The sequence below is a fragment of the Coxiella-like endosymbiont genome (assembly GCF_030643785.1).
Classification (GTDB): domain Bacteria; phylum Pseudomonadota; class Gammaproteobacteria; order Coxiellales; family Coxiellaceae; genus Coxiella.
This window is the reverse complement of record NZ_CP094378.1, coordinates 724,500-748,975: the sequence shown is the minus strand read 5'-3', so window position 1 is coordinate 748,975 and position 24,476 is coordinate 724,500. Positions and strand designations below refer to the sequence as shown.

Below are 24,476 nucleotides of genomic sequence, written 5' to 3'. Positions count from 1 at the left end.
TAATTAATCGATCCGGCCGTTGTAAAAGCTGCATTACTCGTTACGCCTTGACATTACCTTACCTTTACGGGCCAAATGACGCAAACGATAGCGGTTAATGGCCATCATTCCTGTTTCTGAGCCAGAAAAATCAGATATTAAAATAAATAAGAAGAGCAATACACCAAGGTATTGAACATCAACATGGGTCAATGGAGTCCTACCATAGTCAAAGGTTTCCAAGTAAAGGTCTTAATTAGAATTAATACTCCCGAATTAGAAGACAATAGAGCTCAAGAAAATTACTGAATCACAATTGATTGACTGCTAAAGTATAAAACTATTAATAGTAATCACCTAATAAAGTGCCGTAAATAGCCTTTTGTCCTCTCCAACACCATCTGTGTCGACCAATTAAAAGAACCACAAAAACCAAAACCAGGCTGACAATACTAAAATGGTTTTTCGCCATAAAAAAGTTACGCCCTAACTCTTGGTGAAAAAGTAAATGCTGGAACCTAATAAAATGCTTAAAAATAAAAATCCCAATACAATAGTATGAAAAACTGTTTTTTCCATGGTAATTGAAGGGGGGTAATTTTTAAATAAGTGAAGTGTGCCCGATGGGCGAAGTCGCAACAATCGTTCTTGGAGAGCTAACAATACAGTTTGAAGGCCAGCGACTACCAATATACCCGAAGTGACAATTAAAAGAACTATATGAGCCAAATCATAAATGTTTTCTGCTGTTTCAAGCACCGAACAACGAACGACCTGGAAATATAAAAGCCAAGGCCACCGATAATAAAATAATTGTGGTTGTCAATAATGAAACAACACTTCTATTCATAGAACTAATAAGCATACCAACTAATAAGCATACCATATGATATACTCATCTTCATGTTTAGTACTCTGACTGACCATTTAAACACGACTATTAATAAACTAAGGGGGTTAGGCCGTCTCACCGAAAAAAATATCCAATCTACCCTTGAAGACATTAGCACTACCTTACTAGCAGCGGACGTTGCCCAATCTGTCGTTAAGGAATTTATTGATCAAGTACGCGAAAAAGCGCTCGGCCAAGAAGTAATTGGCAACGTACGACCTGGCGAGGCATTGGTCAAAGTTGTCCAGGATGAATTAATTCATATACTCGGCGATGAACAGGCAGAAATTAATCTGAATGCCAAACCCCCTGTCGTTATTGTGATGGCCGGCCTCCAAGGTTCTGGGAAAACCACTACTGTCATCAAATTGGCACGATGGCTTCAAGAAATAAAGAAAAAATCCGTAATGGTGGTTTCAGCCGACGTTTACCGCCCTGCAGCAATAAAACAACTAGAAACCTTAGCAGGACAGATTAACGCACATTTTTTCCCTCGGAAACTAATAAAAAACCCACTGACATTGCCAAAAGAGCTTTAACTCAAGCTACTAAACAATTTATAGATATCTTGCTCATCGATACTGCGGGTCGTCTCCATGTGGATAAGGAATTAATGGAAGAGATGCAAGCCATTAGCGACACTCTCAATCCCACGGAACTTTTGCTCGTGGTCGACAGCATGATGGGTCAAGATGCAGCGAATGTGGCAAAGTCATTCAATGAAGCACTGCCGCTAACGGGGGTAATTTTAACAAAAGCTGACGGTGATGCTCGAGGGGGTGCCGCACTCTCTATGCGAATGATCACTCAAAAACCCATTAAATTTGTGGGCGTTGGTGAAAAAATTGAGGCCTTAGAACCTTTTGATCCTGATCGGATGGTCTCTCGTATTTTAGGCATGGGAGATATCATCAGCCTAGTGGATGAAGCAAAACGTAAAGTTGACCAAAAGCATGCTGAAAAAATTGCTCAAAATCTCAAAAAAGGCAAGCCTTTCGATTTTGACGATTTCTTAATGCAACTTCATCAAATGAAAAAAATGGGTGGAATGCAATCTCTTCTAGGGAAATTACCGAAGATGAGGCAATTACCTAAAGGAGTGTCCGCTTTCATGGATGATACATTATTAGTTAAAATGCAAGCCATTATTCAGTCGATGACACCTAAGGAACGACGCTTTCCCACTTTGATCAATGGCTCACGCAAACAGCGTATTTCAGGAGGTTCAGGAACTACCTTGCAAGATGTTAACAAACTTCTCAAACAATTCACTCAAATGCAAAAAATGATGAAGCATATGAAAGGTGATAAAATGATGAAGCACTTTAAACAAATGAAAGGCCAACAACTACCTGGTGACTTATTCAATCAACTTCCTCCTGATTGGCGTAATAAATAAGAGTTTCCGGGACTAATACTTGGGCTGGTGATTTTAAATGATTAGCAAAAGTAGAGCGAGGGAGTGGCAGGGCAAGTCTCTAAGTTGTCCTTTGCTCTTGCATATTGTTAGCAATTTCGCATAAAATGTTTGCCTTTCAACGAATACAGGTGCTTACATGGTAGTTATTCGTCTTGCTCGCGGGGGCAGCAAAAAGAACCCGTTCTACCACATCGTAGTAGCTAACAAGCGTATGCCGCGTGATGGTCGGTTTATCGAACGAGTGGGCTATTATAACCCTATCGCCCGAGGACATGATGTGCGATTGCGGGTCGAAAAAGACCGTGTTAACTACTGGCTGAGTCAAGGTGCTGCAGCATCTTTACGAGTAAAACACCTCTTCAAACAGCTTGAAAAATCGCCGGAAAAAGCCCAAAAAGCTGGCCCACGTAAAGGCGAGCTCAAACGGGCCCAAGCAGAGCAATCCGCAAAAACTCAAAAAGCTAAAATAGCGGAAGAAGCGAAGACCGAAGTGAAGACCGAAGCGAAGACCAAAGAAGAAGAAGCATAAGCCTTCTCCATCTTATGCAAAACAAAAAAGTTATTATGGGTCGTTTAGCACGCCCTTACGCCGTCCAGGGCTGGATAAAAGTCGTTTCTTTCACTGATCCTATCGAAAACTTATTAACTTATAAAAACTGGTTCATTCAACATCACGATGAATGGAAACTCTTTTCCCTCCGTACTGGGCAAATCCACGGTCCATTTTTAGTTATAAAGTTAGAAGGGCTCGATGATACCGAAACTGCTAAACAATACACGAATGATTTAATCGCTGTGGAACGAAATACACTTTCTCCTTTGGAAGAAAATGAGTATTACTGGACTGATTTAATAGGAATGCGAATAGTTACTACAAAAGGAGTCGCATTAGGAACCGTGAAATCCCTGTTTGAAACGGGGTCTAATGATGTGCTGATAACATCTAATCAAGGAGATGAACGATTGATTCCATATCTTTCACATGTCGTTAAATCTGTGGATATAGAAAACAAAATTATAGTGGTAAATTGGGATGCTGACTTTTGACACATCACTAAACATTGGCGTTATTACTCTTTTCCAAAAGATGTTCGAAGCACTTAAGTACGGTGTAATCGGACGCGCCCTTAAACACAATCTTTTAACCCTTCACTTTTGGAATCCACGCGACTATGCCACAGATATTCACTGTACCATTGATAATAGACCTTACGGCGGAGGTCCGGGCATGGTCATGAAATTTAAACCTTTAGCTGCCGCTATAAAGGCAGCCAAAGCAAAATTAGGCGAAAGTACCAAAGTCATTTACCTTTCTCCACAAGGCCAATTACTCAATCAGGAAGTAATAAAGAAAAAAGTACAAGATTCAACATCCATCATTCTTCTCGCGGGTCGTTACGAGGGGATAGACGAACGTTTAATCGAAGCTGAAGTAGATGAGGAATGGTCAATTGGGGATTATATTATTAGCGGAGGAGAGTTGCCAGCTATGATCTTGATTGATTCCCTAACTCGACTTTTGCCAGGAGCCCTAGGGCACGAAGATTCTGCCTCTCAAGACTCATTTACCTCCGGACTATTAGATTATCCCCAATATACGCGCCCAGAAAAAATTGACAACCGGCCTGTCCCTGAAGTGCTGCTCAGCGGTGATCATGCCGCAATAGCTCGTTGGCGACTCAAGCAAGCACTTGGTAGAACTTGGCAAAGACGTCAAGATCTGATAAAAAGACGTACCTTAAGCGAAAACGAGCGGCGGTTACTCGACGAATTTATTGAGGAGTCATCATGAATAAGATTATCCAAACCCTTGAGCAAGAACAAATTCAAGATAAAAAAATTCCCGCTTTTCGTGCCGGGGACAGTGTCGTGGTGCAAGTGAAAGTAAAAGAAGGTAATCGTGAACGACTGCAAGCTTTTGAAGGTGTGGTAATCGCTCGTCGCAACCGTGGGTTAAACTCATCTTTCACCGTTCGCAAAGTTTCTCATGGTGAAGGTGTTGAACGCGTTTTCCAACTTTATAGTCCCCTGATCGCTTTAATCAATGTAAAACGTCGAGGCGATGTGCGCCGCGCAAAACTTTATTATTTGCGCAATTTACAAGGCCGCAAAGCAAGAATTAAAGAAAAAATATAATTTTTTATGGTGGACCCCGCCTTAATTTATCAAGCCACCATCTCAACGCCGATCGGAAAAATTGGTATCCGCACCTCGGACAATTATTTATTAGGCATCAACTACCTGGGCGACAGTGAGCTGATTATTAAACCAAAAACCATCATCGCTAAAGAGACAGTCGAACAAGTTCTGTGTTATTTTGCCGATCCTGAATTTTCTTTTAAAATTCCTTTTAGTTTGAATGTAACACCCTTTCAAGAAACAGTATTACAGGCATTGCGAAAAATCCCCGTGGGAGCAGCCCGAAGTTATGCGGAATTAGCTCAACTATTAGAAACAAAACCACGTCCGGTGGGTAATGCCTGTCGTAAAAATCCAGTCCCTATTGTTATTCCTTGCCATCGCATTATCGCTAGCACTGGCATCGGTGGTTACGGCGGCGCTATTAAAGGTCCTCTTCTAGAAATTAAACGTTGGCTCTTGCAGCATGAGGACACACCACCTATTCCTTCTTCCTGAAAGGAATAATATTTATCGCCTTTTTTATTCTAAAGAAATTCACCTTTTCCTCTAACCGGCATCCATTTTGTTAAAATTCCTGCAATTAAAATTAAAATTGGAATTAAGGTTAATGCTTCTTGATAATTATGGATCGAGTAATATTCACCAGCATTTGTTGTAGAACGTGCTGTAAGATGCAAAACAAGACCAATAATCGGTTGCAATAAAGGAGCAGCGCCTACAGATAATGCATTCACTAAACCTAAACTTGTCCCGCGCATGTGGCGAGGGACAATTTCATTAGCAATACCAAACGTGAGTACATAGCCGCTGGCAAAAATGCCTAATAACATCATAACACCCATTGCCATTGGCAAGGGTAATTGCGGCACGTAAATAATAATCCCTATTAATCCTGCTGACACCAAAGAACAAGTCAAGAGAAGCCATCGACGATCCGCAATACGACCATCCAGCCAGCCCACCAGAGGACCCGCCAGCACTACTCCAATGAAAACCAGATTGCATACAACGCTAGCCATAACCAGGCTCAAATGATGCGCTAATTGCATGTAAGGAATAGCCCAAAGAGCGACAAATACCGTAATGATGGAAAACATCAACCCAGAATAAAGACCATTTAACCATATTTTTGGTTTTTTAATGAGTAAATAAAAATCTTGCCTCATGCTCTGAGGACTCTTTTCAGAAGAAGCTGAGATTGGGCTAGGAGACGCGTCACGGACAATCATCCAGACGAGCCCACCAATGACAGCCACAATGGCTGCAGCTCCAATCATCGAGTAACGCCAACCCATGCATTGAACAAAATCCGCCAGAAAAAAACCGCCCACAAGCGTTCCACTCATACCGATGGTTTCAGCTACCGCTGCCATTAGCGCGAATCGTTTAGGAGGAAACCATTTTGCAATAACATTCAAAGATCCAACGAAAGCAAAAGCGGCGCCAAAACCCATTAAAAGACGACCGATTATAGCCCAAATTAAAAGATGAGCAGAACCAAACAATAAACAGCCAAATGCACAAGTCAATGCCCCCAATGAAAGTAACCGTCGCGGCCCGAAACGATCGATTAACAATCCTGCAGGTGTTTGTAACACCACGTAAATATAATAGTAAGTGCTGGCCAACACGCCTCCGCCGAAGGCGCTCAAGGAAAAACTCTTCATCAAGCCATCAATAATCTCCCCTGAAGATAACTGTAAAAAGAACTGAAATAATACAAATAAGGCTGTCGCACCCCACATAAGCCATGCGAGAGCGATACGAGGAGCGCCTTGAACGGGTGGCCAACAGGTAGATGGATGATTGGCTCTGCCTGGAGTTTTCATGGTGGTTAACCTTTGCCCAACGATGAGCTGGCATGATAATGATTTCGGGTTAAAATGCAAGAGATGTTATAATCTTTTAGCATTATGCCAATTTACACTATTCCGCTTAATCATTTCGCAGCTATAGCCATCAACGGTGCAAATGCCACCACCTTTTTACAAGGTCAACTCACCTGTGACGTGCATAAGATTACTGAAACCCATGGATCACTTAGTGCCTGTTGCGATCCCAAAGGTCGAATGATTGCAAATTTTTATATTTTCCGCCAAGGAGAAAATTATTATTTTTTGCTACCAAAATCGATGGTTCCTTTTACCCTCGATCATTTAAAAAAATATGCCGTTTTTTCCAATGTTGAATTAGTAGCTGTCGATGATTTTTTCACAACGACAATTAGACCTCCCGTCGACATCGAAATAACCGAAATTAAGGAAAACGCCTGGCGCGCCCTAAATATCAACGTCGGATTGGCGTGGATTTATCCCCGAACCACAGCGACCTTAATTCCGCAAATGATAAATTTACAAAGGTGGGGAGCTCTTAGTTTTACGAAAGGATGCTATATCGGTCAAGAAATCATTGGGCGCACCCACTACCTGGGAAAGTTAAAACGTCATCTTTATCGCGCCGATGTTATTTGTCAAACTTTACCGGCACCGGGAGATGAATTAAAAAACCAAAACAATCAAAACGTGGGGATTATTATTGAAGCAGCCTCAAAAGGAAATAAAGAACACGAATTGTTAGCCGTCATTCTGGATACTGTTATTAGCAGCAACATTTTTTTTAATCAAGTTGCATTGAAAAAGGTTACTGCTATCCCAGCAAAAGCAGAAAGTTAAAAACTAAAAGGAGCTTCACTCTTAAACTATACACGAAGCGTTTAGAAAATTAAGTCATCGTAATTTTTGGATGTGGTTTCGGCACAGTGTAGCACGTCATCCCGAGCCCGGCGAGGGATCTCCTAAAAATAGCACATATTTGACGTAAAATTACAATAACCTATATTTAAACGCTTTGATTATAGTACGCAATCAATTTTTACTTTCATTTTTAATCCGCAACAGCGGAAATAAAATCACGTCTCGGATGGAAGGTCTATCGGTGAAGAGCATTACCAAGCGATCAATACCAATACCCTCGCCTCCTGTAGGCGGAAGGCCATATTCCAGCGCCGTAATGTAATCTTCGTCAAAGTTCATCGCTTCCAAATCACCTATATCACGAGCTTTTAATTGTTCACGAAAACGAGCTGCTTGATCTTCGGGATCATTTAATTCAGAAAATCCATTCGCAATTTCTCGACCTCCGACATAAAATTCAAAACGATCCGTAACAAAATCGTTAATTTCATTGCTTCGCGATAATGGCGATACTTCCTTAGGAAAATGAGTAATAAAAATAGGTTGTTGAAATTTTTCTTCAACGAGTTTTTCAAATAATTCTGTTTGAATTTTTCCTAAACCATAATGTATCGGGGTGGCAATCTCGTACTGATTAGCTAAGGCGCGTGCTTTATTAAGATCATCAATCTGGCCACTCTTTATTTCAGGATTAAATTTTAAGATTGCTTCACGTAAAGAAAGGCGTAGGAAAGACTTGCTAAGATCAATCTCTACACCTTGATAAGTCATTTGCAATCGACCAAAAATTTTTTCAGCTAAATACCGAATCATCTCTTCAGTAAGTAGCATCATTTCTTGATAAGTCGCATAAGCCTGATAAAATTCCAGCATGGTAAATTCCGGATTATGCCGGGTCGAAATGCCTTCATTACGGAAATTACGATTAATTTCATAAACCTTTTCAAAACCACCAACTACCAATCGCTTCAAATACAATTCGGGAGCAATACGCAAATATAAATCCATATTCATCCCATTATGGTGGGTTTCAAAAGGGCGCGCAGCTGCACCCCTCCTGCTAAGGGATGCATCATAGGGGTTTCGACTTCCATAAAACCACGATTATCTAAAAAATGACGAATTTGCGTCATAATCCGTGAGCGTGTTTGAAATAAATGACGCGATGTTTCATTAACAATTAAATCGAGATAGCGCTGACGAAAACGTTGTTCTTGATCATGTAGCCCATGAAATTTATTCGGTATAGGGCGTAGTGCTTTGGTTAATAATCGGATCTCTTTGGCTTTAACAGATAATTCCCCAGTTTTTGTTTTAAAAAGTTCACCTTCAACGCCAATAATGTCTCCAAGATCCCAATTTTTAAATTTTGAATAAACGCCTTCTGTCAAATTATCTTGGGTAACATAAATTTGCATTTGCCCCGTCATATCCTGAATATGAGCAAAACTGGCCTTTCCCATAAGTCGACGAGTCATCATGCGTCCGGCCATTTTGACAGAAATAGCTTCATACGCTAAAAGTTCCTCTGTATATTGATCATAAGCGGCATGTAAATCAGATGCTAAATGGTCACGTTTAAAATTATTGGGATAGGCCTGACCCATTTCGCGCAATTTCGCAAGCTTTAACTTGCGTTGTACAATTTGCTCATTTTCTTCTTTGATTTGTTCTTTTAATTCCATCTCATCACACTCATTAAAAGGGATTATCATAACGTACTTGAGAAGGGTTAGGAATCTAATGGCAGGATTATTCTGCTTGTTTCAAACACACTTCGATAAAGAAATCGATATCTCCATCTAAAACAGCCTGAGTGTTACTCGTTTCAACTCCAGTTCGCAAATCTTTTACCCGCGAAGCATCTAAAATATAAGAACGAATTTGGCTCCCCCAACTAATGTCTGACTTAGAAGCCTCAAGAGCAGCTTGTTTCTCACGCTGCTTTAGCATTTCCAACTCATAGAGCTTAGCTCGGAGCTGTTTCATTGCTTGATCTTTATTCTTGTGTTGTGATCGATCACTCTGGCATTGGACAACAATACCACTGGGCATATGAGTAATACGCACCGCTGAGTCTGTTCGATTTACGTGCTGACCACCAGCACCGCTAGCACGGTAGGTATCAATTCGCAATTCAGCGGGGTTAATTTCAATATCGATATCTTCTTCTACTTGCGGAGAAACAAATACAGAAGCGAAGGATGTATGCCGACGGTTGCCAGAATCAAAAGGCGATTTCCGAACCAAACGATGGACTCCGGTTTCCGTGCGTAACCATCCGTAAGCATACTCCCCCTGGAACTCAACAGTGGCACTTTTAATGCCAGCTACTTCCGCCGGAGAAACTTCCATTAACATGGTAGTAAATCTGTGTTTATCCCCCCAACGCAAATACATGCGCAAAAGCATTTCTGCCCAATCCTGCGCTTCCGTTCCGCCTGAGCCCGCTTGAATATCTAAATAGGCATTTCGGGAGTCCATTTCTCCAGAAAACATCCGTTGAAATTCCATCTCTCCAATTTTATTTTGCAGACGTTCGACTTCATTATTTAATTCTTTACGCAAATCAACGTCTGGTTCTTCTTTAAGAAGATTGATTAATTCAATAGCATCATTGATTCCTTGTTCAACTTCATCACATCGCCAAATAAGAGTTTCCAATTCAGATCGTTCACGGTTTAAGGATTGAGCTTTTTCAGGATTTCTCCAAAGAGCTGGATTTTCCAATTCACACTGAATTTCTAATAATCGCGTTTTCTTGACGTCAAGGTCAAAGATACTCCGCAAGGCTTGCGCACGAGCTTTGAGGTTATTAAGTTTTTCTACTAAGTAATTAATTTCTAAAATTTTTTTCTCTTAAAAAGAATGTAGCCCTTCCCTATCTTGAGCTAATCGAAGATTAATCGCAATTTTTTCCTCGTCAGATAAAGAATTCCACCGACAAACTTCTTCAAAAGTGCGCCCACAGCCAATACAAATTTCGTCACCCAAGGCCGTCGCACTACAAATACCAATGCAAGGGGAATCCGTAAAGTCGCGATCACCCAATATATTCACATTATTCTCCTTCTCATTTTTTTCACCGGCCACTCCGAACAAGTATATAATTTCTATAGTTGTCCTTCAAAAGGGATGTACAATGAAATTGAAATAAACTTTTAGTCCACTACTTACTACTACTACTACATTACTATTACACTACTACTATTCATATTTCTTATTTCAATTAATGAATGATTAGATCCGCTTGGTTGTTCGGGCCTTATTATGCAGCACAAACCGCAGGACCTGCAGCACTTATTTCATGGTTGATAGGCGGGGGCCCCCGGGGGGCCATGGTGTTAATCATCACTTTTACGTTTGCAGAATTCTCTACCATGTTTCCCGTAGCGGGAGGGAGTAGCACAAATTCCTCAGTACAGCCATGGAATGACTACGAGTTTTGTTAATTAGTTGGATTGCCTGGTAGTTGGATTGCCTGGCTTTCGTGAGTCACAATGCCACCAATTGAAGTTCAAGCCATTTTGCAATATAGCAGTATTTTTTCCTGAGCCTCACCGATCATCCCTAAGGCAACCAACATGGCCTTACGCACATAGGGCTATTTGGGCCACCCTAGATTAATGGTTTTCTTATGTTAGTTGAATATCGCACAAGTGTTTGTCATTTAGTCCGTTCGAATATGTTAATGACTGCTTTTAAAATTAGGATCATAATTAATTAGGATCATAATTCTCATTGCTATCAAACTATTATCAGTGAATTTTCATACCCAAAATTTTTACCTCTATGAAGGATTTGCTCCGCTGATATGGCATGGCATTGTTAATGCGGTTGCGATGGGTGGGATTGCCTTTGCTTTTACTGGGTTCCATCATGACGTCGAACTAGCAGCAGAAACTGAAAATTCTAATGACGCTATTACTCTCTCGTTCAAGTGGTGTTCATTGGGGTCTTCATAGTTTTCTTCCTTAATTTACTGGGTGGGCAAAATTGACTTACCATGGGGACAATGTTGGTCCTTTTTCGGGGTATATGGCTGCTCTATTGGGTTTGGGTTGGCTCGCATGTCTGATTTATGCTAACACTGTGGTTTCATCTTTGGAAAGTGGCTGGTTTATGTAACGTCGTTTATGTAACGTCTATGGAACGAGTAAACACCAATATTTCCCCTTCAATAAAAAATCAATTCCTATTTAGTGTATTGCATTAAATTTTTAGTAGGACTTTTTTTATTTTTGCCCCTTTCTGGGTGGCAGTAAAGCATGATTAATTTTGTGGATAGCAAGCAAAGCATAAAAAAATTATTTATTGCCATTCTAATTGGGATTGTCTTTTTTATATTTTTTCAAAAACTTAAATGGCGATCGCTTCGAGAAATTTAGTTTAAATCCAGTCTATGGTTAATTATCTATATTAAATGGCATAATTTTAAGTGGCATAATTTAATATCTTATAATTTAATATCTTAATTTAGAATCTATCGGAGGAGGTAATCGCTTTCGGTTAACGTTTTTGAATCATTGCATTTTTCAGCGCTATGACCTTACTTCTTGCTGTCAAATTCTTGAACCATCGTCCTTCGTTGGTTAAAGCGCAGATCACTAAAAGCTTACGACATTTGCTAATTCCCTTGCGTTTTTTTCCCTTAAGTTTATTCTCTTTAAAACCTTAATACGGACTTGATCCAATGCAACAGGTACCTCTAAAAAAATCACTCTATTTTCTGAACTTATTTCCCTATTCCTTTCATTTTCGGTGAAGGCCAATGAATACCTATGATTTTCAATTCATGAAAGAAAATAATAAAAAAATTAGTATGGTAACTTGCTACGATCATTGGTCCGCTTATATTATTTCACAGAGCCAAGTCGACTGTATTTTAGTAGGGGACAGTCTCGCTATGGTCATGTATGGTCATTCAACCACTCTCCCAGCAACTGTAGGCATAATGGTGCAACACATCCAAGCTGTGACGAAAGGCGCCTCTAATAAATTTCTCATTGGGGATATGCCTTTTTGCTCCTATCGTAAAGATTTAACTACTAGTATGACAGCCATCGAAAAGCTCATGCAAGCAGGAGCCAACGCTATTAAACTAGAAGGCGCCGACGGCAATTTAAAATTAATCCGCCACGTCGTAAAATCAGGCATCCCCGTTATGGGGCATCTCGGGCTGACCCCTCAATCCATCCATGCTATCAGTGGTTTTAAAGTTCAAGGTAAAAATCAATCGGCGGCTGATAAATTAAAAAAGGATGCTGAAGCACTAGCAAATTCTGGCTGTTTTGCTCTCGTATTGGAATGTATACCTACCAATTTAGCCAAAGACATAACAAATTCTATTGCCATTCCAACAATCGGTATTGGGGCGGGCCCTTATACTTCAGGGCAAGTTCTCGTATTACAAGATCTATTAGGCATGAATAATCAATTCAAACCTAAATATTTGAAAAAATTCTTAGATGGCTTTGAGCTCATTAAAGATGCATTAAATGATTTCAATCAAGAAGTGAAAACCTCTACTTTTCCTAATATTGAAGAACACTGCTATTAAGAAAAAATAACTTATGCTTGAAATAATTAATAGAATGGCTGAGTGGGTATCAATCCGAAAAACTTTACCAAAAGATACTATCGGCTTTATACCAACTATGGGAAACCTGCACGCCGGACATGCAAGCTTATTACAACGATCAAAACAGGAAAATGAGTTAACCATTTTAAGTTTGTTTGTTAACCCTACCCAATTCAATGACCGTAATGATTTTAAAAGTTATCCTCACTCGGTAGACCAAGACATTTCGTTAGCCAAAAACTGTGGCGTCGATTACATTTTAATACCCTCTTATAAGGACCTGTATCCTGACAATTTCGCTTATAAAATAATTAACACTACTCCACCATATCAAGAAGCGATGTTTCGTCCGGGTCATTTCGATGGAGTTTTAACGATTGTGATGAAATTGTTACTTCTGGTAAGACCAACTCGCAGTTATTTTGGCGAAAAAGATTATCAGCAATTGCAGCTCATAAAAGGGTTGGCTGCGGCCTTCTTCCTAGAGACTGAAGTTGTGGGATGTGAGACTGTTCGCACCGAATTTGGTTTGCCTTTAAGCTCACGGAATAACCGTTTGACAAAAGAACAATTTCAATTAGCAACATACTTTTCTAAAATTTTCCACTCGTCCCTTTCCTGTGATCAAATTAAAAATGCATTAATTCAAAAAGGAATAACTGTCGATTACATTGAAGACTATGAAGGACGGCGGTTTATAGCAATTCACATTGGCGATATCCGATTGATTGATAATATTCCTCTTTCAGAAGGAAAATAACCTTATGCTAATTACAATTTTAAAATCTAAAATATCCTACGCCACCCACTATCACTCAAAAAGAACTTTTTTATGTAAGGATTTTTATGTAAGGAATATATTAACTAATCTATTATGGAACAGGCTCATTTCATCGTTAATGAACAGGTGCATGTGGTAAACCTCAATGATGGTGAACGCTTTAAAACATATGTTATTCCTAACGAACGCCATAGCGGTATCATCGCTTTAAACGGGCCCACTGCTCGAAAAAGCGAAATCGGGAATCAAGTGTTTATATTTTATCTCCTGTATTAATCGACCCCCACCAAATTAGTAGATATGAAAAAAAGAGGATAATCCAAATGATCCTGTGCCTGGATGTAGGGAATAATCATCTTTATGGCGGAGTATTCCAAAAAGAACCTGATCCTTCATTTTCGTTATCCGAGCACAGCCACTTGCAATTCAGACTAATTAGGCGTTTTTTTTAAAATCGGTGTTGAGAGAATCAGTAGTCCCCCTCTTTTTTTAAAGCCCAGAGTTAAAACTGGATTAAAATTAAACTATTAAAATTAAACTATAAAAATCCTCAGGAAATTGGAGTGAATCGCATTACGAATTCCGTAACTGCTAGTCATCAATTTCCTCACAATGATATTCATAATGATATTATTATTATTATTATTTTATTGATTTGGGACAACAGCTACCACTTTTGACATTCTTTCTTGCGAAGGAATTATTTAGCTGGAATTATACCCGCAAGCATCGGCTTGGCCATAAAAGCACTCAATGAAAATACCGCAAAGTTACCTCCAGTCCCTATTGTTCAACCAGAAAATATTTTGGGTCAAACGACCATAGCAAATATCCAAGATGGCTTATTCTATGGGAACTTGGGAGCTATCAGAGAGATCATCCAACGAATACAAAACCGATGTGTTTTAAAAACAAAGATCTGATGCTGATCTGCACAGGAGGATTTGCCCACCTCTTTGAAAATGAAAATATATTTACACTTACTATTCCTGATTTAGTGTTACAAGGACTATTATTAGTATTAAGGAAAAGTTTATAAGAGGGTTCTTTTATGTCACCTTGCGATAACATCTAAACGACTTCGGCAAGATCTGTGTCAACATTTCAATAATCCTCGTTATCTCGTTATATTTCTTTGGAAGAAATGCAAATATATCTGGTTAAAGCCACTAATAAAAATCAGAATAGGTTACTAGTTCTCTGTTGAAAAGAAAAATATTGTCAAAAGACATTGCTCGAGAATCTTATTTAAATCCTAAGCATTTCCTTAAAACTATTTTCCCTTTAATGATTAAAGAATTAAATATTACTCCTTCAGATTGGAATTTATTTTGCACCAAATTCCTAGATAGTATCGATAATACTGCTTTACACCTCGCTTATCGAGAGAAATGCCGTCTAAAATTGATCGGGAGAGGAGGCTATTAAAGTGTCTAATCACAAGAGTTTCTGGGGAATTGCTGGAAGCTAACACATCTAACTTTGATCATTTTATTTTTCTAGAACAATTAGGTGCCATCGGTCACTCGGACCACCCAGCACCTAAAAATAAATCATGGCTCTTTTATGAAGAGAGTCTCAAATATTGGCCTGAATTTAATGGCTGTTATGACATTTTTTTATTGCATTACATAAGTCATGTGCTCATCACGAAAGTTTAAATAATGATGAAATAATCAATACACATTTACTCAAAAATATTATTGGCTATTACCCCATCTACCCTTGGCAATATAGAAATGAATTGAATAAATTTAAGCGTTTAATATTAAAAAATAAAATTTTAACTCTTCACTTTCCATCGCTAACCGTTACTCCTACTCTATCCTTTCGCACAGTCATTCCTATCGGAAAATCACCAAAATCACACATTAAACTTCCTATTGGCATTCGCATCACCAGCGCAATGCGCATCGTTTCACCTGGAACCAGTCGGATGAGCCCTCGCGTAGAAAAATTACTAAGTCAGATGATTTTAAAAAGAGAAAATTATTTTTCACAAAGCCTTTATCTTTGCAAAGATATTCTCGGTGTTTATCTGCAAGCACCCGAGTATGATTACAATAACCAACACCATTTCAGAATTTTAATTCACAAAAATCCACTTACTCTAATCAAAAACTCAGAAATAATTACTCTTGTTGCTACACTCTTTAGCCCGTCGCCTCGCCTTATTTAGAGAAAGAAGCTAACCCCCTCCTGGTTTGGGGGGAATGGCTTTAAAGAAGTGTTTAGTTGACGCTGAGCTAGCATGAAAACCACCTATAAGCTGTTCGCAGATTCCTTCATCCGTAAAGGGTTTTTAGAGAAGCATCATATTCTAAATAAATTATATAACTTACACAGAAAGGTGGATAAACAAAGTGCAACTTTTATTTTACGTAGGATCAAGGGAACTTGAAAAGAAGCTCTTCCCCCATTGCCCCGTATAGTTTGTGCTGGGATACCACCACAAGAAGAATCCATATACATAGTCTGCGGAGAATTGTTTTGAATGTCTATTTTAGATCTAATCAACCAATACAGGAGTAAACACAACAAAAAGTCCTGCTAATAACACCATTAGCCAATAAGATTGTAAATAAGATTGTAAATTTTTCATAAATATATAACTCAAAAAATACTTTCTTAAGTATAGAAGTACTTTTAAAACTTTATTATTTATAATTAATAGATTATTTTGATATTTTTTATACTACTAAGAGGATAAAATAACGGGGGTTTGAGGGATAATAATTTGTTAAGATTGGGAGTGTATTAACCCCTATTTTAATAAAAATATGGGGCCACGATTGGTAAACCAGAAATAAGTCGCGAAGAAAGGGATATTAGGAGAAATTTTTTCAGAACAACTTACCGATTCGAACCTAAGGTAGTGTTCAAGGTTCTAAGGCAGTGTTTAGTGATATCAGCCTCGCTATTTTTTGCTTTGAATTAGCTCGATAATTAGAACATCCCACCGCCAGTGTTTTTTTGTCTTCGAATATTCAACGACAGACTCAGACGTGATCGTGAAACAGCAAGGCAATTATTGGATATGGAGCCGATGAGAGATCACCTGGTTAACGGATCAATATGTTTCTAATGAAACCAAAACACGAGCTGCTCTCTCAACATCCTGACTTGCTTGTTGAAAGCTTAGAGAGACATGTAACTCCTAATCAGTTTCAAGAAATAATGAGCAATGAGCGATGAAACGTATTATTCCGATTTTACTAGAAGTCCAAGAAGAACTACTGCAAAGAATAAGAAACTTTGCCGCTGGTATCCCAAAGTCATAAGAGCTAAAAGGCCAACTTATCGACATTCCAGCAGCTCAGTCTCCTAAGCTTGGATTAAGATTTCTATCCAGTGGGTTGGCAAGCTTACCCAGTCATGTAAACTCAACCCCTGGAGATGAAGATGATGAGGAAAAGATGTCATCTCGAATTCAAAAATAGTTTTTAATCGGCTGGAAACATTTTTTTTTGAGCATTGGTTCACCTAAAATCTCAGAAATTCAGGAAATCAAAAGAAAAACCGAGAAAGCACGAATAGGTCATTGTAATTTTTTGAAGTATGTCCGCGGTGCGGTGTAAACACGTCATCCCGAGTCCTACGAGGGATATCCCAAAATTAAACACCGAATAAAATAACTTTTTCATACGCGCTCGGAGGATGACGTGCTTTATAGGGTGTTACTCATCACAACAGTCTTTATTGACGACGTTAGGTATTGCTGGACCGGGATAGAGATTAAATAAATTCCTTCATAAAGCGTTCCACTCTTTCAAGTGCTTCGGGTAAATTAAGTCAACCAAAGCACAATCGAAAGTGGTTATTTGAATTATCGAAAAGTATTCCTGGGAGGAAGATGACTCCTTCTTCATTACGATTAATGGTGGCTTCCTTATTTCTTAAGGCAATCCAACGCCAAAATTTCGCTCGGGGCGCTGCTAGAGATAGTTGTATAATTTTTATAAGAAGCAAGTTCACTGATTAATGATTTGTTTGATGAAGCCAGCCAACCAATGCGTCACCCAGGCAGTCCGTCCAAAAGTCTTAGACATAACGCCCCAAGCTTAAAGCATTCTCATACTCGTAACAATCAATGACGGCTGGCAAACGATCGGCTAAATCGTATTCAGAAAGTCGATAAAACTCATCACTAAATAGAAGAGCCTTATGTCGTTTTATTATAATACTGATAATTTCATTGAAGATCGATTGGGTTAGTTAAATAGCAGTCAGATTATGCGGGAAGTTAATAATGACTAATTTAATATGATCCGTCATCATCTATTCAAATTTTTCTAAATTGAAGGACCAAAACCATTGTTTTTCCAATCTAATTTAAATTCAATTACTTGGCCCCAATCAATTTGAGAATTTTCTTAAGAGATTGATAACAAGGCGTCATTAAAATAACTTGGTTTTCGGCTTTAAAGAGCGCACGTATTGCTACATAAATCGCTTCTTCTGTCACAGAAAAAACTAAAATATGATTCTTAGTTTTATATAATTTTCTAATTTTTTCTCGCAATAAAGGCAGATCGTAGATTTCGGTGTAACCTAAATTCAATTTATCTCATAAGTTTGAACACTCCTTGTCTGCCATTGCTAAAAGATTAGTAAGCCTATGAGATTCTGAATCTGATGATCACATCATATAATGAGCAACAAACTCATATTTTGAAAAGTATTCTTCTAATTTAAACTTAGGTAATGACATGATTTTTATTCTTGAATATTTGATAGACGAATATTTGATAGACGATTATAAAGAGTGCACCAACTTGGCCGAGCTAAATTTTTAGCCTGTAAGAAATTTTTCAAGAGTGCTATTCTTCACTACTTACTGACGCTGACATAAACCCAGGCAGGAGTTCCTGAACGAAAATTAACGCAAATTCGTTTATAATCCCGCAACTTCATATCGATCAGCAGCCTCAAATTCTTTGAAGGAGATTTGAAAAACCATACCTTGCACGAACGTCTGATAGATTCTCCATGTACATCAATACCGAATGAATCACTTTCTCGCTGAGGGTAATAACATTAGCGTCTTTTATAACTAATCTTATAATTGATAGCCTACCAACTCATCCATAATCTCGTTTAATTTCGGCCCAAATGTACAAAGCTGAATATCCTCTTGTTATAAGGTACCGTAAGAAAATAATTTTTCTAAGAAATATTAACTATTTTTTAATGTTAACTGTTAGTGTCTTGCATTGTGAATTGATTTTATATGTTTTTATTGTCATCGCAAGTTTTAGTTGAATACCCATGAGTCTACGATCACGTTGATAGGAATGGTTCAGCCTTTGGTGAAAACCAGGTGCTATGCTAATTGTTTAGGCATTATTTTCAGCATATATAATATAATAAAAGATAAGGAAGTTTTTATACCCTATACTTTTGAAGAAGAAGAACGCATCACCGCCCTCATTAATCCCCCATTTTAAATTGCTTGATATCTCTGATTGCTTCAGAAAAAGAAATAGAACTTGCTGTTATGGTCTTAGAAAGTGCGTTAAAATCTCAAAAACATTTAGATAGTCTAGAAAAAGTCAAAGGTGTAGCGATAGATCTAAATGAATTATTTAATACTAGATTTACTACTTATTTACATTTTCCAAAATTAAGTCGCAAGAAACAGTAAAGCGACGTCAAAGAAGAATTTAAAGCGATTATCGAGGGACGCAATTGAAGAAAAGCGAATAACCCTTAAAAATATTTCTTCTGGAGAATGGCATGAACTTATTGAAGGTAACACGTCGCCAATATAACCAATTGGTCATTTCAGGCAAATTAAGTTATTTTAAAATTAATAAAAGACCCCGTCCGGAAAATTTTTTATCCCTAAAAATATCCTTCTTCGCTTCCCTTTCTCATTATTTCTTTTGGTCAGAATTTCTGTCGGCGATAGCAAATCATTCTAGAACTTTCACTTTTCGGGAATGCTTTTTTACTAAGCATGGGGTTGGGCTTTTGAAGGGATTTTTACAATCTCGATTCCCTCATTTTTTCTCTACCTACGATGAATCGGAAGAGGATGAAATTTTTTACGACGAATTCTAAGAAAACTTCCTCAGAAGAATAGCCTCATACACAAACTAGCTCGTCAATAAAGTTAAAATATTATTTTTTCTGAGGCTAATTCAATTATTTCTTCTCAGAATGAATCTTCCAATAATCAGGACAAGCCCACTTTTATTATTGGGCCGTATAGGATTTGAACCTATGACCAACGGATTAAAAGTCCGCTGCTCTACCAGCTGAGCTAACGGCCCACAAAGGTCTTTAAGACTAGAAATAATAACGATTTTTGATAAAATAACAAGTCATCAAGGGCCTTAGAAGGTTTCTTTCTAAACTCTACTATAGCACACACCCCCGGGGTCCCCCTCCTCTTGGATAGTTCAAGGAAATGTGAGCGCCACACGCGGCCACGGTAGTGGATTTTACCCCCATTCATTCACAATGAAGCATGGATATGTAAGGATATGGATATGTAAGGATTTAGTTTATTGGAACTTATAGTAGCTATGGGCCATCCTAATGATTTTAGACGTTATCGCCTACCCTTCCTACTATTATCACGTTTTCACTTCTCACCCCTATGCGACTGAAATTGAGCTAATGGAAATGACGAGTCGACCTCGAAGCCTTTTATAATCAGCATACTTCCTACCGAGGTGCTAAGCTCCCTGAACTAGAAATCGGACATGAGTCCAAAAGTTATCATTTCTAACTCACTCATCTCACTGACGAAAGTTATTCAATTAAAGCCATTCCGCAAGGACATCAAAAATAAAGACCTTTGCGGCAATCTCTCTGGTTAGATGAGACAGGACATCGAGGCGCGAGGAAAGCGGCTTTTTGGTAAGCTGTTATGATGACCGCCGCTCGAAAATCGTTGCTATTATCAATAAAAAGACTCCTACGCAAATAGCACTGTCAGCGATATTGAAGGTGGCATAGTGCCAGTCCTTAATATGGAAATCGATAAAATCAATCACATACCCTAAGCGAACTCGATCAATAAAATTACCCAATGCACCGCCAACAACCAATGAAAGACCAACAGCCTTCCACTTATCAGAACGCTGTATGCGGCTTAGCCATATGATAAGAAATACGCTAACTATCAACGAAATTAGGGCGAAAAGATAAATCTGCCATCCACCCTCCTCAGTACCCAAAAAACTAAAGGCAGCGCCGATATTGTAATTCAATGCTAAATTCAACCAAAGAAAAATTTTAATGGGCCGGCCAAATGCCAAATGATGAACTATTAAGTATTTCGTCCATTGATCTACCGCAATAATAAAAACACTCAACCTTAACCAAGGTAATGCTTTTTTTTTCGAAGTCATTTTCACTTTTTTAAACTCACTATTTTTCCAATGAAATTCTTGGATCGGCAAAGTTAACGTTTTTTTATCAGGCGAATCGCCGTTCTTCCCCATCTCCAAAGGCATTGCTCACACAGCGCTCACACAAATCGGGATGTTCCTCAATTTGACCCACACTGGACTGACGTTGCCAACAACGAACACATTTTTCGAATTCAGAAATGCGAATTTCTAAAACTAACTCGGGAAGATTCGTACTGAAGGCTTCTTTGGTTTTTTCTTTGATCGGGAAAACTTTTGCTTCGGAGGTAATTAATACAAAACGTAATTCATTACCCAACTTGGCAAGAATCGGATACAAATTTTCATCGGCATACAATAAAATTTCCGCTGCCAACGCAGATCCAATCTTGCCCTCATTACGGTAGCTTTCTAAAGCTTTATTAACCTCATCGCGAACTTGCAACAGCATCTGCCACTCCTGATCCTCTTCTTCACGCAGTTTAATTGCCGGAAAATCCGAAAACCATTGCGTTAAGAAGACAGATGCTTCGCGATCACTCGGCATAAATTGCCAAATTTCATCCGCAGTGAAGCTGGTAATAGGAGCAATCCAGCATACAAAAGCCTCTGCAATATAATATAACGCCGTTTGTGCCGAGCGTCTAGCTAAGCCTGTTTTTTTACTGGTATATAGACGATCTTTCAGAATATCCAAATAAAAACTGCCCATCTCAACAGTACAAAAATTATGAATTGCTTGATAAATTGCAGGAAACCGATAGTGATCGTAAGCGGTTATGATTTTTTCCTGTAAACGCTCGGTCACAACGATAGCCCATCGATCCAATGCAACTAATTGTTCTGTCGCGACAGAGTCTTTTCTCGGATTAAAATCATATAAATTTGATAATAAAAATCGTGCGGTATTGCGAATTCGTCGATAAGCATCTGAAGCGCGTTTTAAAATTTCATCGGATACATTCACTTCAGCAGTATAATCCATAGAAGCAGCCCATAATCGCAGCACATCAGCGCCTAAATTTTTTACTACATCAGCAGGTAAAATAACATTGCCCAGAGATTTGGACATCTTTCTGCCTTGACTGTCAACCACAAAACCATATGTCAATACGACTTTGTAAGGTGCTTTATTTCGAATGGCCAAAGCAGTCAATAAAGATGATTGAAACCAGCCTCGATGCTGATCTGAACCTTCTAAATAAAGTTCAGCAGGTACATGTAGTTCCGGTCGCTCTTCCAAAACACCAAAATGAGTTACGCCGGAGTCAAACCATACATCCAACACATCCGTTACTTTCTCGTAGAGTTCAGCTTCATCACCTAATAATGTTTTTGGCTCTAAATCAAACCAAGCATCGACACTATTTTTTTCAATTAATTGTGCCACCTTTTCCATTAAAGCAGGCGTGTTGCGATGCAAATCTCCTGATTGTTTTTCTATAAACAAAGGAATTGGAATTCCCCATAACCGTTGCCGCGAAATACACCAATCGGGGCGATCGGCAATCATCTTTCCAATACGCGCTTGACCCCAAATAGGAACCCATTTTACTTTTTCAATCTCTACTAATGCGAGATTACGCAATCCTTTTTTGTCCATACCAATAAACCATTGCGGGGTTGTCCGAAAAATTAAGGGGGTTTTATGGCGCCAACAATGCGGATAACTATGTTGAATAGTTTCGGTATGCAATAAATGTCCACTATCCGCTAACAAAACAATGATAGGCTCATTCGCTTTAAAGACGGATTGTCCACCAACCAAAAACGTTCCTTCAACGAAACGACCGCGCGCATCGACGGGATTATCGATTGGCAAATTATATTTTTCTGCAACAAAATAATCCTCCAATCCATGTGCAGGCGCAGTGTGGACATTTCCAGTTCCCATCTCGGTAGTAACGTGTTCGCCCAGAATAATCGGCACAATTCGATCAAGAAACGGATGTTGTAACTGGATGCCTTCTAACTTTTCACCTTTTAAATTGCCATGCACTTCATAATCGTCAATACGATAACGTTGCATCGTCTTGTCGACTAAATCTTTAGCTACCACCAGATAAGTGGGTTGGCCACGCAATTCACTTTTTACCAGGGCGTAATACAAATCAGAATGAACACTGATCGCTTCATTAGCCGACAATGTCCAAGGTGTCGTGGTCCAGATGGGTATTATTACCAGGGTCTTTTGATTTTTAACTCCAAAACGCCGACGCACCTCTTCATAATCAACCGCTTCAAAAGCCACATCAATGGAAGGCGACGCTTTATCGCGATATTCCACTTCCGCTTCAGCCAATGCAGAACTACAAGCTATACACCAATGGACTGGTTTTTGTCCCCGAAGCAAATGGTCGTTCGCCACGATTTTAGACAATGCGCGAACTGTATCTGCTTCATAATGAAAATCCATAGTCAAATATGGATTTTGCCAATCTCCAATTACTCCCAACCGTTTAAAATCTTCTCGCTGTAACTCTATTTGCGAGGCTGCATAATCACGACAAGCCTGGCGAAACTCATTTGCAGATAAGTTTTCTTTACCCATATTTTTTTCAACGTTCAGTTCAATTGGCAAACCATGACAATCCCAACCGGGTACAAAAGGAGAGTCGAATCCGCTCAATGTTTTTGATTTCACAACAATATCTTTGAGAATTTTATTAAAAGCAGTTCCTAAATGAGCACGACCGTTGGCGTAGGGGGGCCGTCATGCAAAATAAATTTCGGCCGACCGTTACAGGTTTCACGAATTTTTTGGTAAAGATCCAATTCTTGCCAGCGCGCTAATATTTCTGGCTCCCGATGAGGTAAATTAGCTCGCATGGGAAAGTCAGTTTGTAGAAGATTTAAGGTGTCTTTGTAATCAGTCATTCTCAGAGATGCCTTTTTCCACTTTACCTTTGCCAAAGATATATTGATTTAAGAGCGCAAGATTACCAAAATAAACGACTTCACCGTTGCCCGCAACACGAACATTCAATTTCCGATTAACATGAACTGCAAACCAAGCTGATCCTTCCAAATATAAATCCATCGTTTCCGTAATCAAACGACGCGCATCAACACACACTCGCTTGTCTCACAATGTTAATTGATGCTTTATCTACCTCCCCTTCTAAAAATAATTGGCTGCTGCCACTAACATGAACACCCAAACTATCGCTATCAATAGACGTAGCATTTACTTGTATGGTACTAGCAGTACCCAAATTTTCCATTTTCTTCATGCTAATTTCTACTATAATTGGATGGGTGGGAATCAATTGATAACCATTTTTAGGTGAAATTTCTAAAGTATCGTCTTTTATACTCGTAATAATATAAGGTTGAATATTATTAAGGTCGAATATTATCTCGTTGGTTTTTACTACCACTTGTTACAATTCCCACGTGGCGCGAATATATTCAAACGAAGGCACATTTCACAAGCCTGAGCAATATAATCGTGCCGCTTCCCTTTATAGTATTCCGATCGCAAGCCGCCAATACCATTGCCACAACAATCATAATCAATAACCTAAGAAAAGATTTCATCCGTTTCACTCCTGTCAGTTTTTAATGGAAAATATCATACTGGATCATTTCACTTTCGTCATTCATCAAAATGAGCAGGCCTCCAGG

23 protein-coding genes, 1 tRNA gene and 5 pseudogenes are annotated in these 24,476 nt (G+C 38.9%); 17 read left to right on the top strand and 12 right to left on the bottom strand.

What is annotated here, in order from left to right:
- Nucleotides 1–33: 33 nt before the first annotated feature.
- Nucleotides 34–192, bottom strand: a complete 159-nt coding sequence (locus MRH55_RS03920; protein WP_304984997.1) for a hypothetical protein — start codon at nt 190–192, stop codon at nt 34–36.
- Nucleotides 193–465: 273 nt separating this feature from the next.
- Nucleotides 466–708: a hypothetical protein gene (locus tag MRH55_RS03915; RefSeq protein WP_304984996.1), complete on the bottom strand. Its 243-nt coding sequence runs from the start codon at nt 706–708 to the stop codon at nt 466–468.
- Nucleotides 709–882: 174 nt separating this feature from the next.
- On the opposite strand from MRH55_RS03915, the pseudogene MRH55_RS07730 reads away from it, so the two are divergent.
- The 7 genes and pseudogenes from MRH55_RS07730 to MRH55_RS03885 all read left to right on the top strand — a co-directional run.
- Nucleotides 883–1,709: pseudogene (locus MRH55_RS07730) on the top strand (signal recognition particle protein); the annotation flags it as partial.
- A gap of 39 nt (nt 1,710–1,748) precedes the next feature.
- Entirely contained in the window at nt 1,749–2,270 is a 522-nt protein-coding gene (locus tag MRH55_RS07725; protein ID WP_369421507.1) for a hypothetical protein, read from the top strand.
- A 157-nt stretch (nt 2,271–2,427) separates the two neighbouring features.
- A pseudogene (gene rpsP, locus MRH55_RS07720) lies at nt 2,428–2,682 on the top strand (30S ribosomal protein S16); the annotation flags it as partial.
- A 152-nt stretch (nt 2,683–2,834) separates the two neighbouring features.
- Entirely contained in the window at nt 2,835–3,338 is a 504-nt protein-coding gene (rimM, locus tag MRH55_RS03900) for a ribosome maturation factor RimM (RefSeq protein WP_304984994.1), read from the top strand.
- Nucleotides 3,325–4,083, top strand: coding sequence for a tRNA (guanosine(37)-N1)-methyltransferase TrmD (trmD, locus tag MRH55_RS03895; RefSeq protein ID WP_304984993.1), 759 nt, complete (start codon nt 3,325–3,327; stop codon nt 4,081–4,083). Before rimM ends, trmD begins: the two co-directional genes overlap by 14 nt.
- The gene (gene rplS, locus MRH55_RS03890) at nt 4,080–4,427 is read left to right on the top strand and encodes a 50S ribosomal protein L19 (RefSeq protein ID WP_304984992.1); all 348 of its coding nucleotides are present in this window, start codon (nt 4,080–4,082) and stop codon (nt 4,425–4,427) included. Before trmD ends, rplS begins: the two co-directional genes overlap by 4 nt.
- A 6-nt stretch (nt 4,428–4,433) precedes the next feature.
- Nucleotides 4,434–4,928 (top strand): methylated-DNA--[protein]-cysteine S-methyltransferase, encoded by a 495-nt coding sequence (locus tag MRH55_RS03885; protein ID WP_304984991.1) that lies wholly within the window; start codon nt 4,434–4,436, stop codon nt 4,926–4,928.
- Between the two features lie 29 nt (nt 4,929–4,957).
- On the opposite strand, the gene MRH55_RS03880 is transcribed toward MRH55_RS03885, so the two are convergent.
- The gene (locus MRH55_RS03880) at nt 4,958–6,262 is read right to left on the bottom strand and encodes an MFS transporter (protein ID WP_304984990.1); all 1,305 of its coding nucleotides are present in this window, start codon (nt 6,260–6,262) and stop codon (nt 4,958–4,960) included.
- A gap of 84 nt (nt 6,263–6,346) precedes the next feature.
- On the opposite strand from MRH55_RS03880, the gene ygfZ reads away from it, so the two are divergent.
- Nucleotides 6,347–7,105: a CAF17-like 4Fe-4S cluster assembly/insertion protein YgfZ gene (gene ygfZ / locus MRH55_RS03875; RefSeq protein ID WP_304984989.1), complete on the top strand. Its 759-nt coding sequence runs from the start codon at nt 6,347–6,349 to the stop codon at nt 7,103–7,105.
- A 192-nt stretch (nt 7,106–7,297) separates the two neighbouring features.
- Here the strand turns inward: ygfZ and lysS are convergent.
- The 3 genes and pseudogenes from lysS to MRH55_RS03860 form a co-directional block, all read right to left on the bottom strand.
- A pseudogene (lysS, locus tag MRH55_RS03870) lies at nt 7,298–8,811 on the bottom strand (lysine--tRNA ligase).
- A 67-nt stretch (nt 8,812–8,878) separates the two neighbouring features.
- Nucleotides 8,879–9,976 carry a peptide chain release factor 2 gene (gene prfB, locus MRH55_RS03865; RefSeq protein ID WP_304986118.1) on the bottom strand — a complete coding sequence of 366 codons (1,098 nt, stop codon included), beginning with the start codon at nt 9,974–9,976 and terminating at the stop codon, nt 8,879–8,881.
- Between the two features lie 9 nt (nt 9,977–9,985).
- Nucleotides 9,986–10,186 (bottom strand): DUF1289 domain-containing protein, encoded by a 201-nt coding sequence (locus tag MRH55_RS03860; protein ID WP_304984988.1) that lies wholly within the window; start codon nt 10,184–10,186, stop codon nt 9,986–9,988.
- Nucleotides 10,187–10,887: 701 nt separating this feature from the next.
- Between MRH55_RS03860 and MRH55_RS03855 the strand changes: the two genes are divergently transcribed.
- The 9 genes and pseudogenes from MRH55_RS03855 (at nt 10,888) to MRH55_RS03825 (ending at nt 15,667) form a co-directional block, all read left to right on the top strand.
- Complete coding sequence (locus MRH55_RS03855; protein ID WP_304984987.1) at nt 10,888–11,091, top strand: hypothetical protein; 204 nt, start codon at nt 10,888–10,890, stop codon at nt 11,089–11,091.
- Nucleotides 11,092–11,122: 31 nt separating this feature from the next.
- Nucleotides 11,123–11,254 carry a hypothetical protein gene (locus MRH55_RS03850; protein ID WP_304984986.1) on the top strand — a complete coding sequence of 44 codons (132 nt, stop codon included), beginning with the start codon at nt 11,123–11,125 and terminating at the stop codon, nt 11,252–11,254.
- 643 nt (nt 11,255–11,897) lie between these two features.
- Complete coding sequence (gene panB / locus MRH55_RS03845; RefSeq protein ID WP_304984985.1) at nt 11,898–12,686, top strand: 3-methyl-2-oxobutanoate hydroxymethyltransferase; 789 nt, start codon at nt 11,898–11,900, stop codon at nt 12,684–12,686.
- Between the two features lie 13 nt (nt 12,687–12,699).
- Nucleotides 12,700–13,467 (top strand): 4-phosphopantoate--beta-alanine ligase, encoded by a 768-nt coding sequence (locus MRH55_RS03840; RefSeq protein ID WP_304984984.1) that lies wholly within the window; start codon nt 12,700–12,702, stop codon nt 13,465–13,467.
- Nucleotides 13,468–13,471: 4 nt separating this feature from the next.
- A pseudogene (locus MRH55_RS03835) lies at nt 13,472–13,778 on the top strand (aspartate 1-decarboxylase); the annotation flags it as partial.
- 399 nt (nt 13,779–14,177) lie between these two features.
- Nucleotides 14,178–14,411, top strand: a complete 234-nt coding sequence (locus tag MRH55_RS07715) for a type III pantothenate kinase (RefSeq protein WP_369420951.1) — start codon at nt 14,178–14,180, stop codon at nt 14,409–14,411.
- A 295-nt stretch (nt 14,412–14,706) separates the two neighbouring features.
- Complete coding sequence (locus MRH55_RS03830) at nt 14,707–14,916, top strand: hypothetical protein (protein WP_304984983.1); 210 nt, start codon at nt 14,707–14,709, stop codon at nt 14,914–14,916.
- Nucleotides 14,880–15,149: an IucA/IucC family protein gene (locus MRH55_RS07710; RefSeq protein WP_369420949.1), complete on the top strand. Its 270-nt coding sequence runs from the start codon at nt 14,880–14,882 to the stop codon at nt 15,147–15,149. The genes MRH55_RS03830 and MRH55_RS07710 overlap by 37 nt, the downstream gene beginning before the upstream one ends.
- Nucleotides 15,110–15,667 carry an IucA/IucC family protein gene (locus MRH55_RS03825; RefSeq protein ID WP_369421505.1) on the top strand — a complete coding sequence of 186 codons (558 nt, stop codon included), beginning with the start codon at nt 15,110–15,112 and terminating at the stop codon, nt 15,665–15,667. Before MRH55_RS07710 ends, MRH55_RS03825 begins: the two co-directional genes overlap by 40 nt.
- A 2,163-nt stretch (nt 15,668–17,830) precedes the next feature.
- Here the strand turns inward: MRH55_RS03825 and MRH55_RS03820 are convergent.
- The 6 genes and pseudogenes from MRH55_RS03820 to MRH55_RS03795 all read right to left on the bottom strand — a co-directional run bounded on the left by MRH55_RS03820 (nt 17,831) and on the right by MRH55_RS03795 (nt 24,229).
- Nucleotides 17,831–18,049, bottom strand: a complete 219-nt coding sequence (locus tag MRH55_RS03820) for an aminotransferase class I/II-fold pyridoxal phosphate-dependent enzyme (protein WP_304984982.1) — start codon at nt 18,047–18,049, stop codon at nt 17,831–17,833.
- A gap of 1,641 nt (nt 18,050–19,690) precedes the next feature.
- Nucleotides 19,691–19,763, bottom strand: a tRNA-Lys gene (locus MRH55_RS03815).
- A gap of 600 nt (nt 19,764–20,363) precedes the next feature.
- Nucleotides 20,364–20,954, bottom strand: a complete 591-nt coding sequence (gene lspA / locus MRH55_RS03810) for a signal peptidase II (protein WP_439647869.1) — start codon at nt 20,952–20,954, stop codon at nt 20,364–20,366.
- A pseudogene (ileS, locus tag MRH55_RS03805) lies at nt 20,917–23,726 on the bottom strand (isoleucine--tRNA ligase). The gene lspA and the pseudogene ileS overlap by 38 nt, the downstream one beginning before the upstream one ends.
- Nucleotides 23,719–23,925, bottom strand: a complete 207-nt coding sequence (locus tag MRH55_RS03800) for a GIN domain-containing protein (RefSeq protein ID WP_304984981.1) — start codon at nt 23,923–23,925, stop codon at nt 23,719–23,721. The pseudogene ileS and the gene MRH55_RS03800 overlap by 8 nt, the downstream one beginning before the upstream one ends.
- A complete protein-coding gene (locus MRH55_RS03795) occupies nt 23,915–24,229 on the bottom strand; it encodes a GIN domain-containing protein (RefSeq protein ID WP_304984980.1) in 315 nt (104 codons plus the stop codon). The genes MRH55_RS03800 and MRH55_RS03795 overlap by 11 nt, the downstream gene beginning before the upstream one ends.
- Nucleotides 24,230–24,476: the final 247 nt, after the last annotated feature.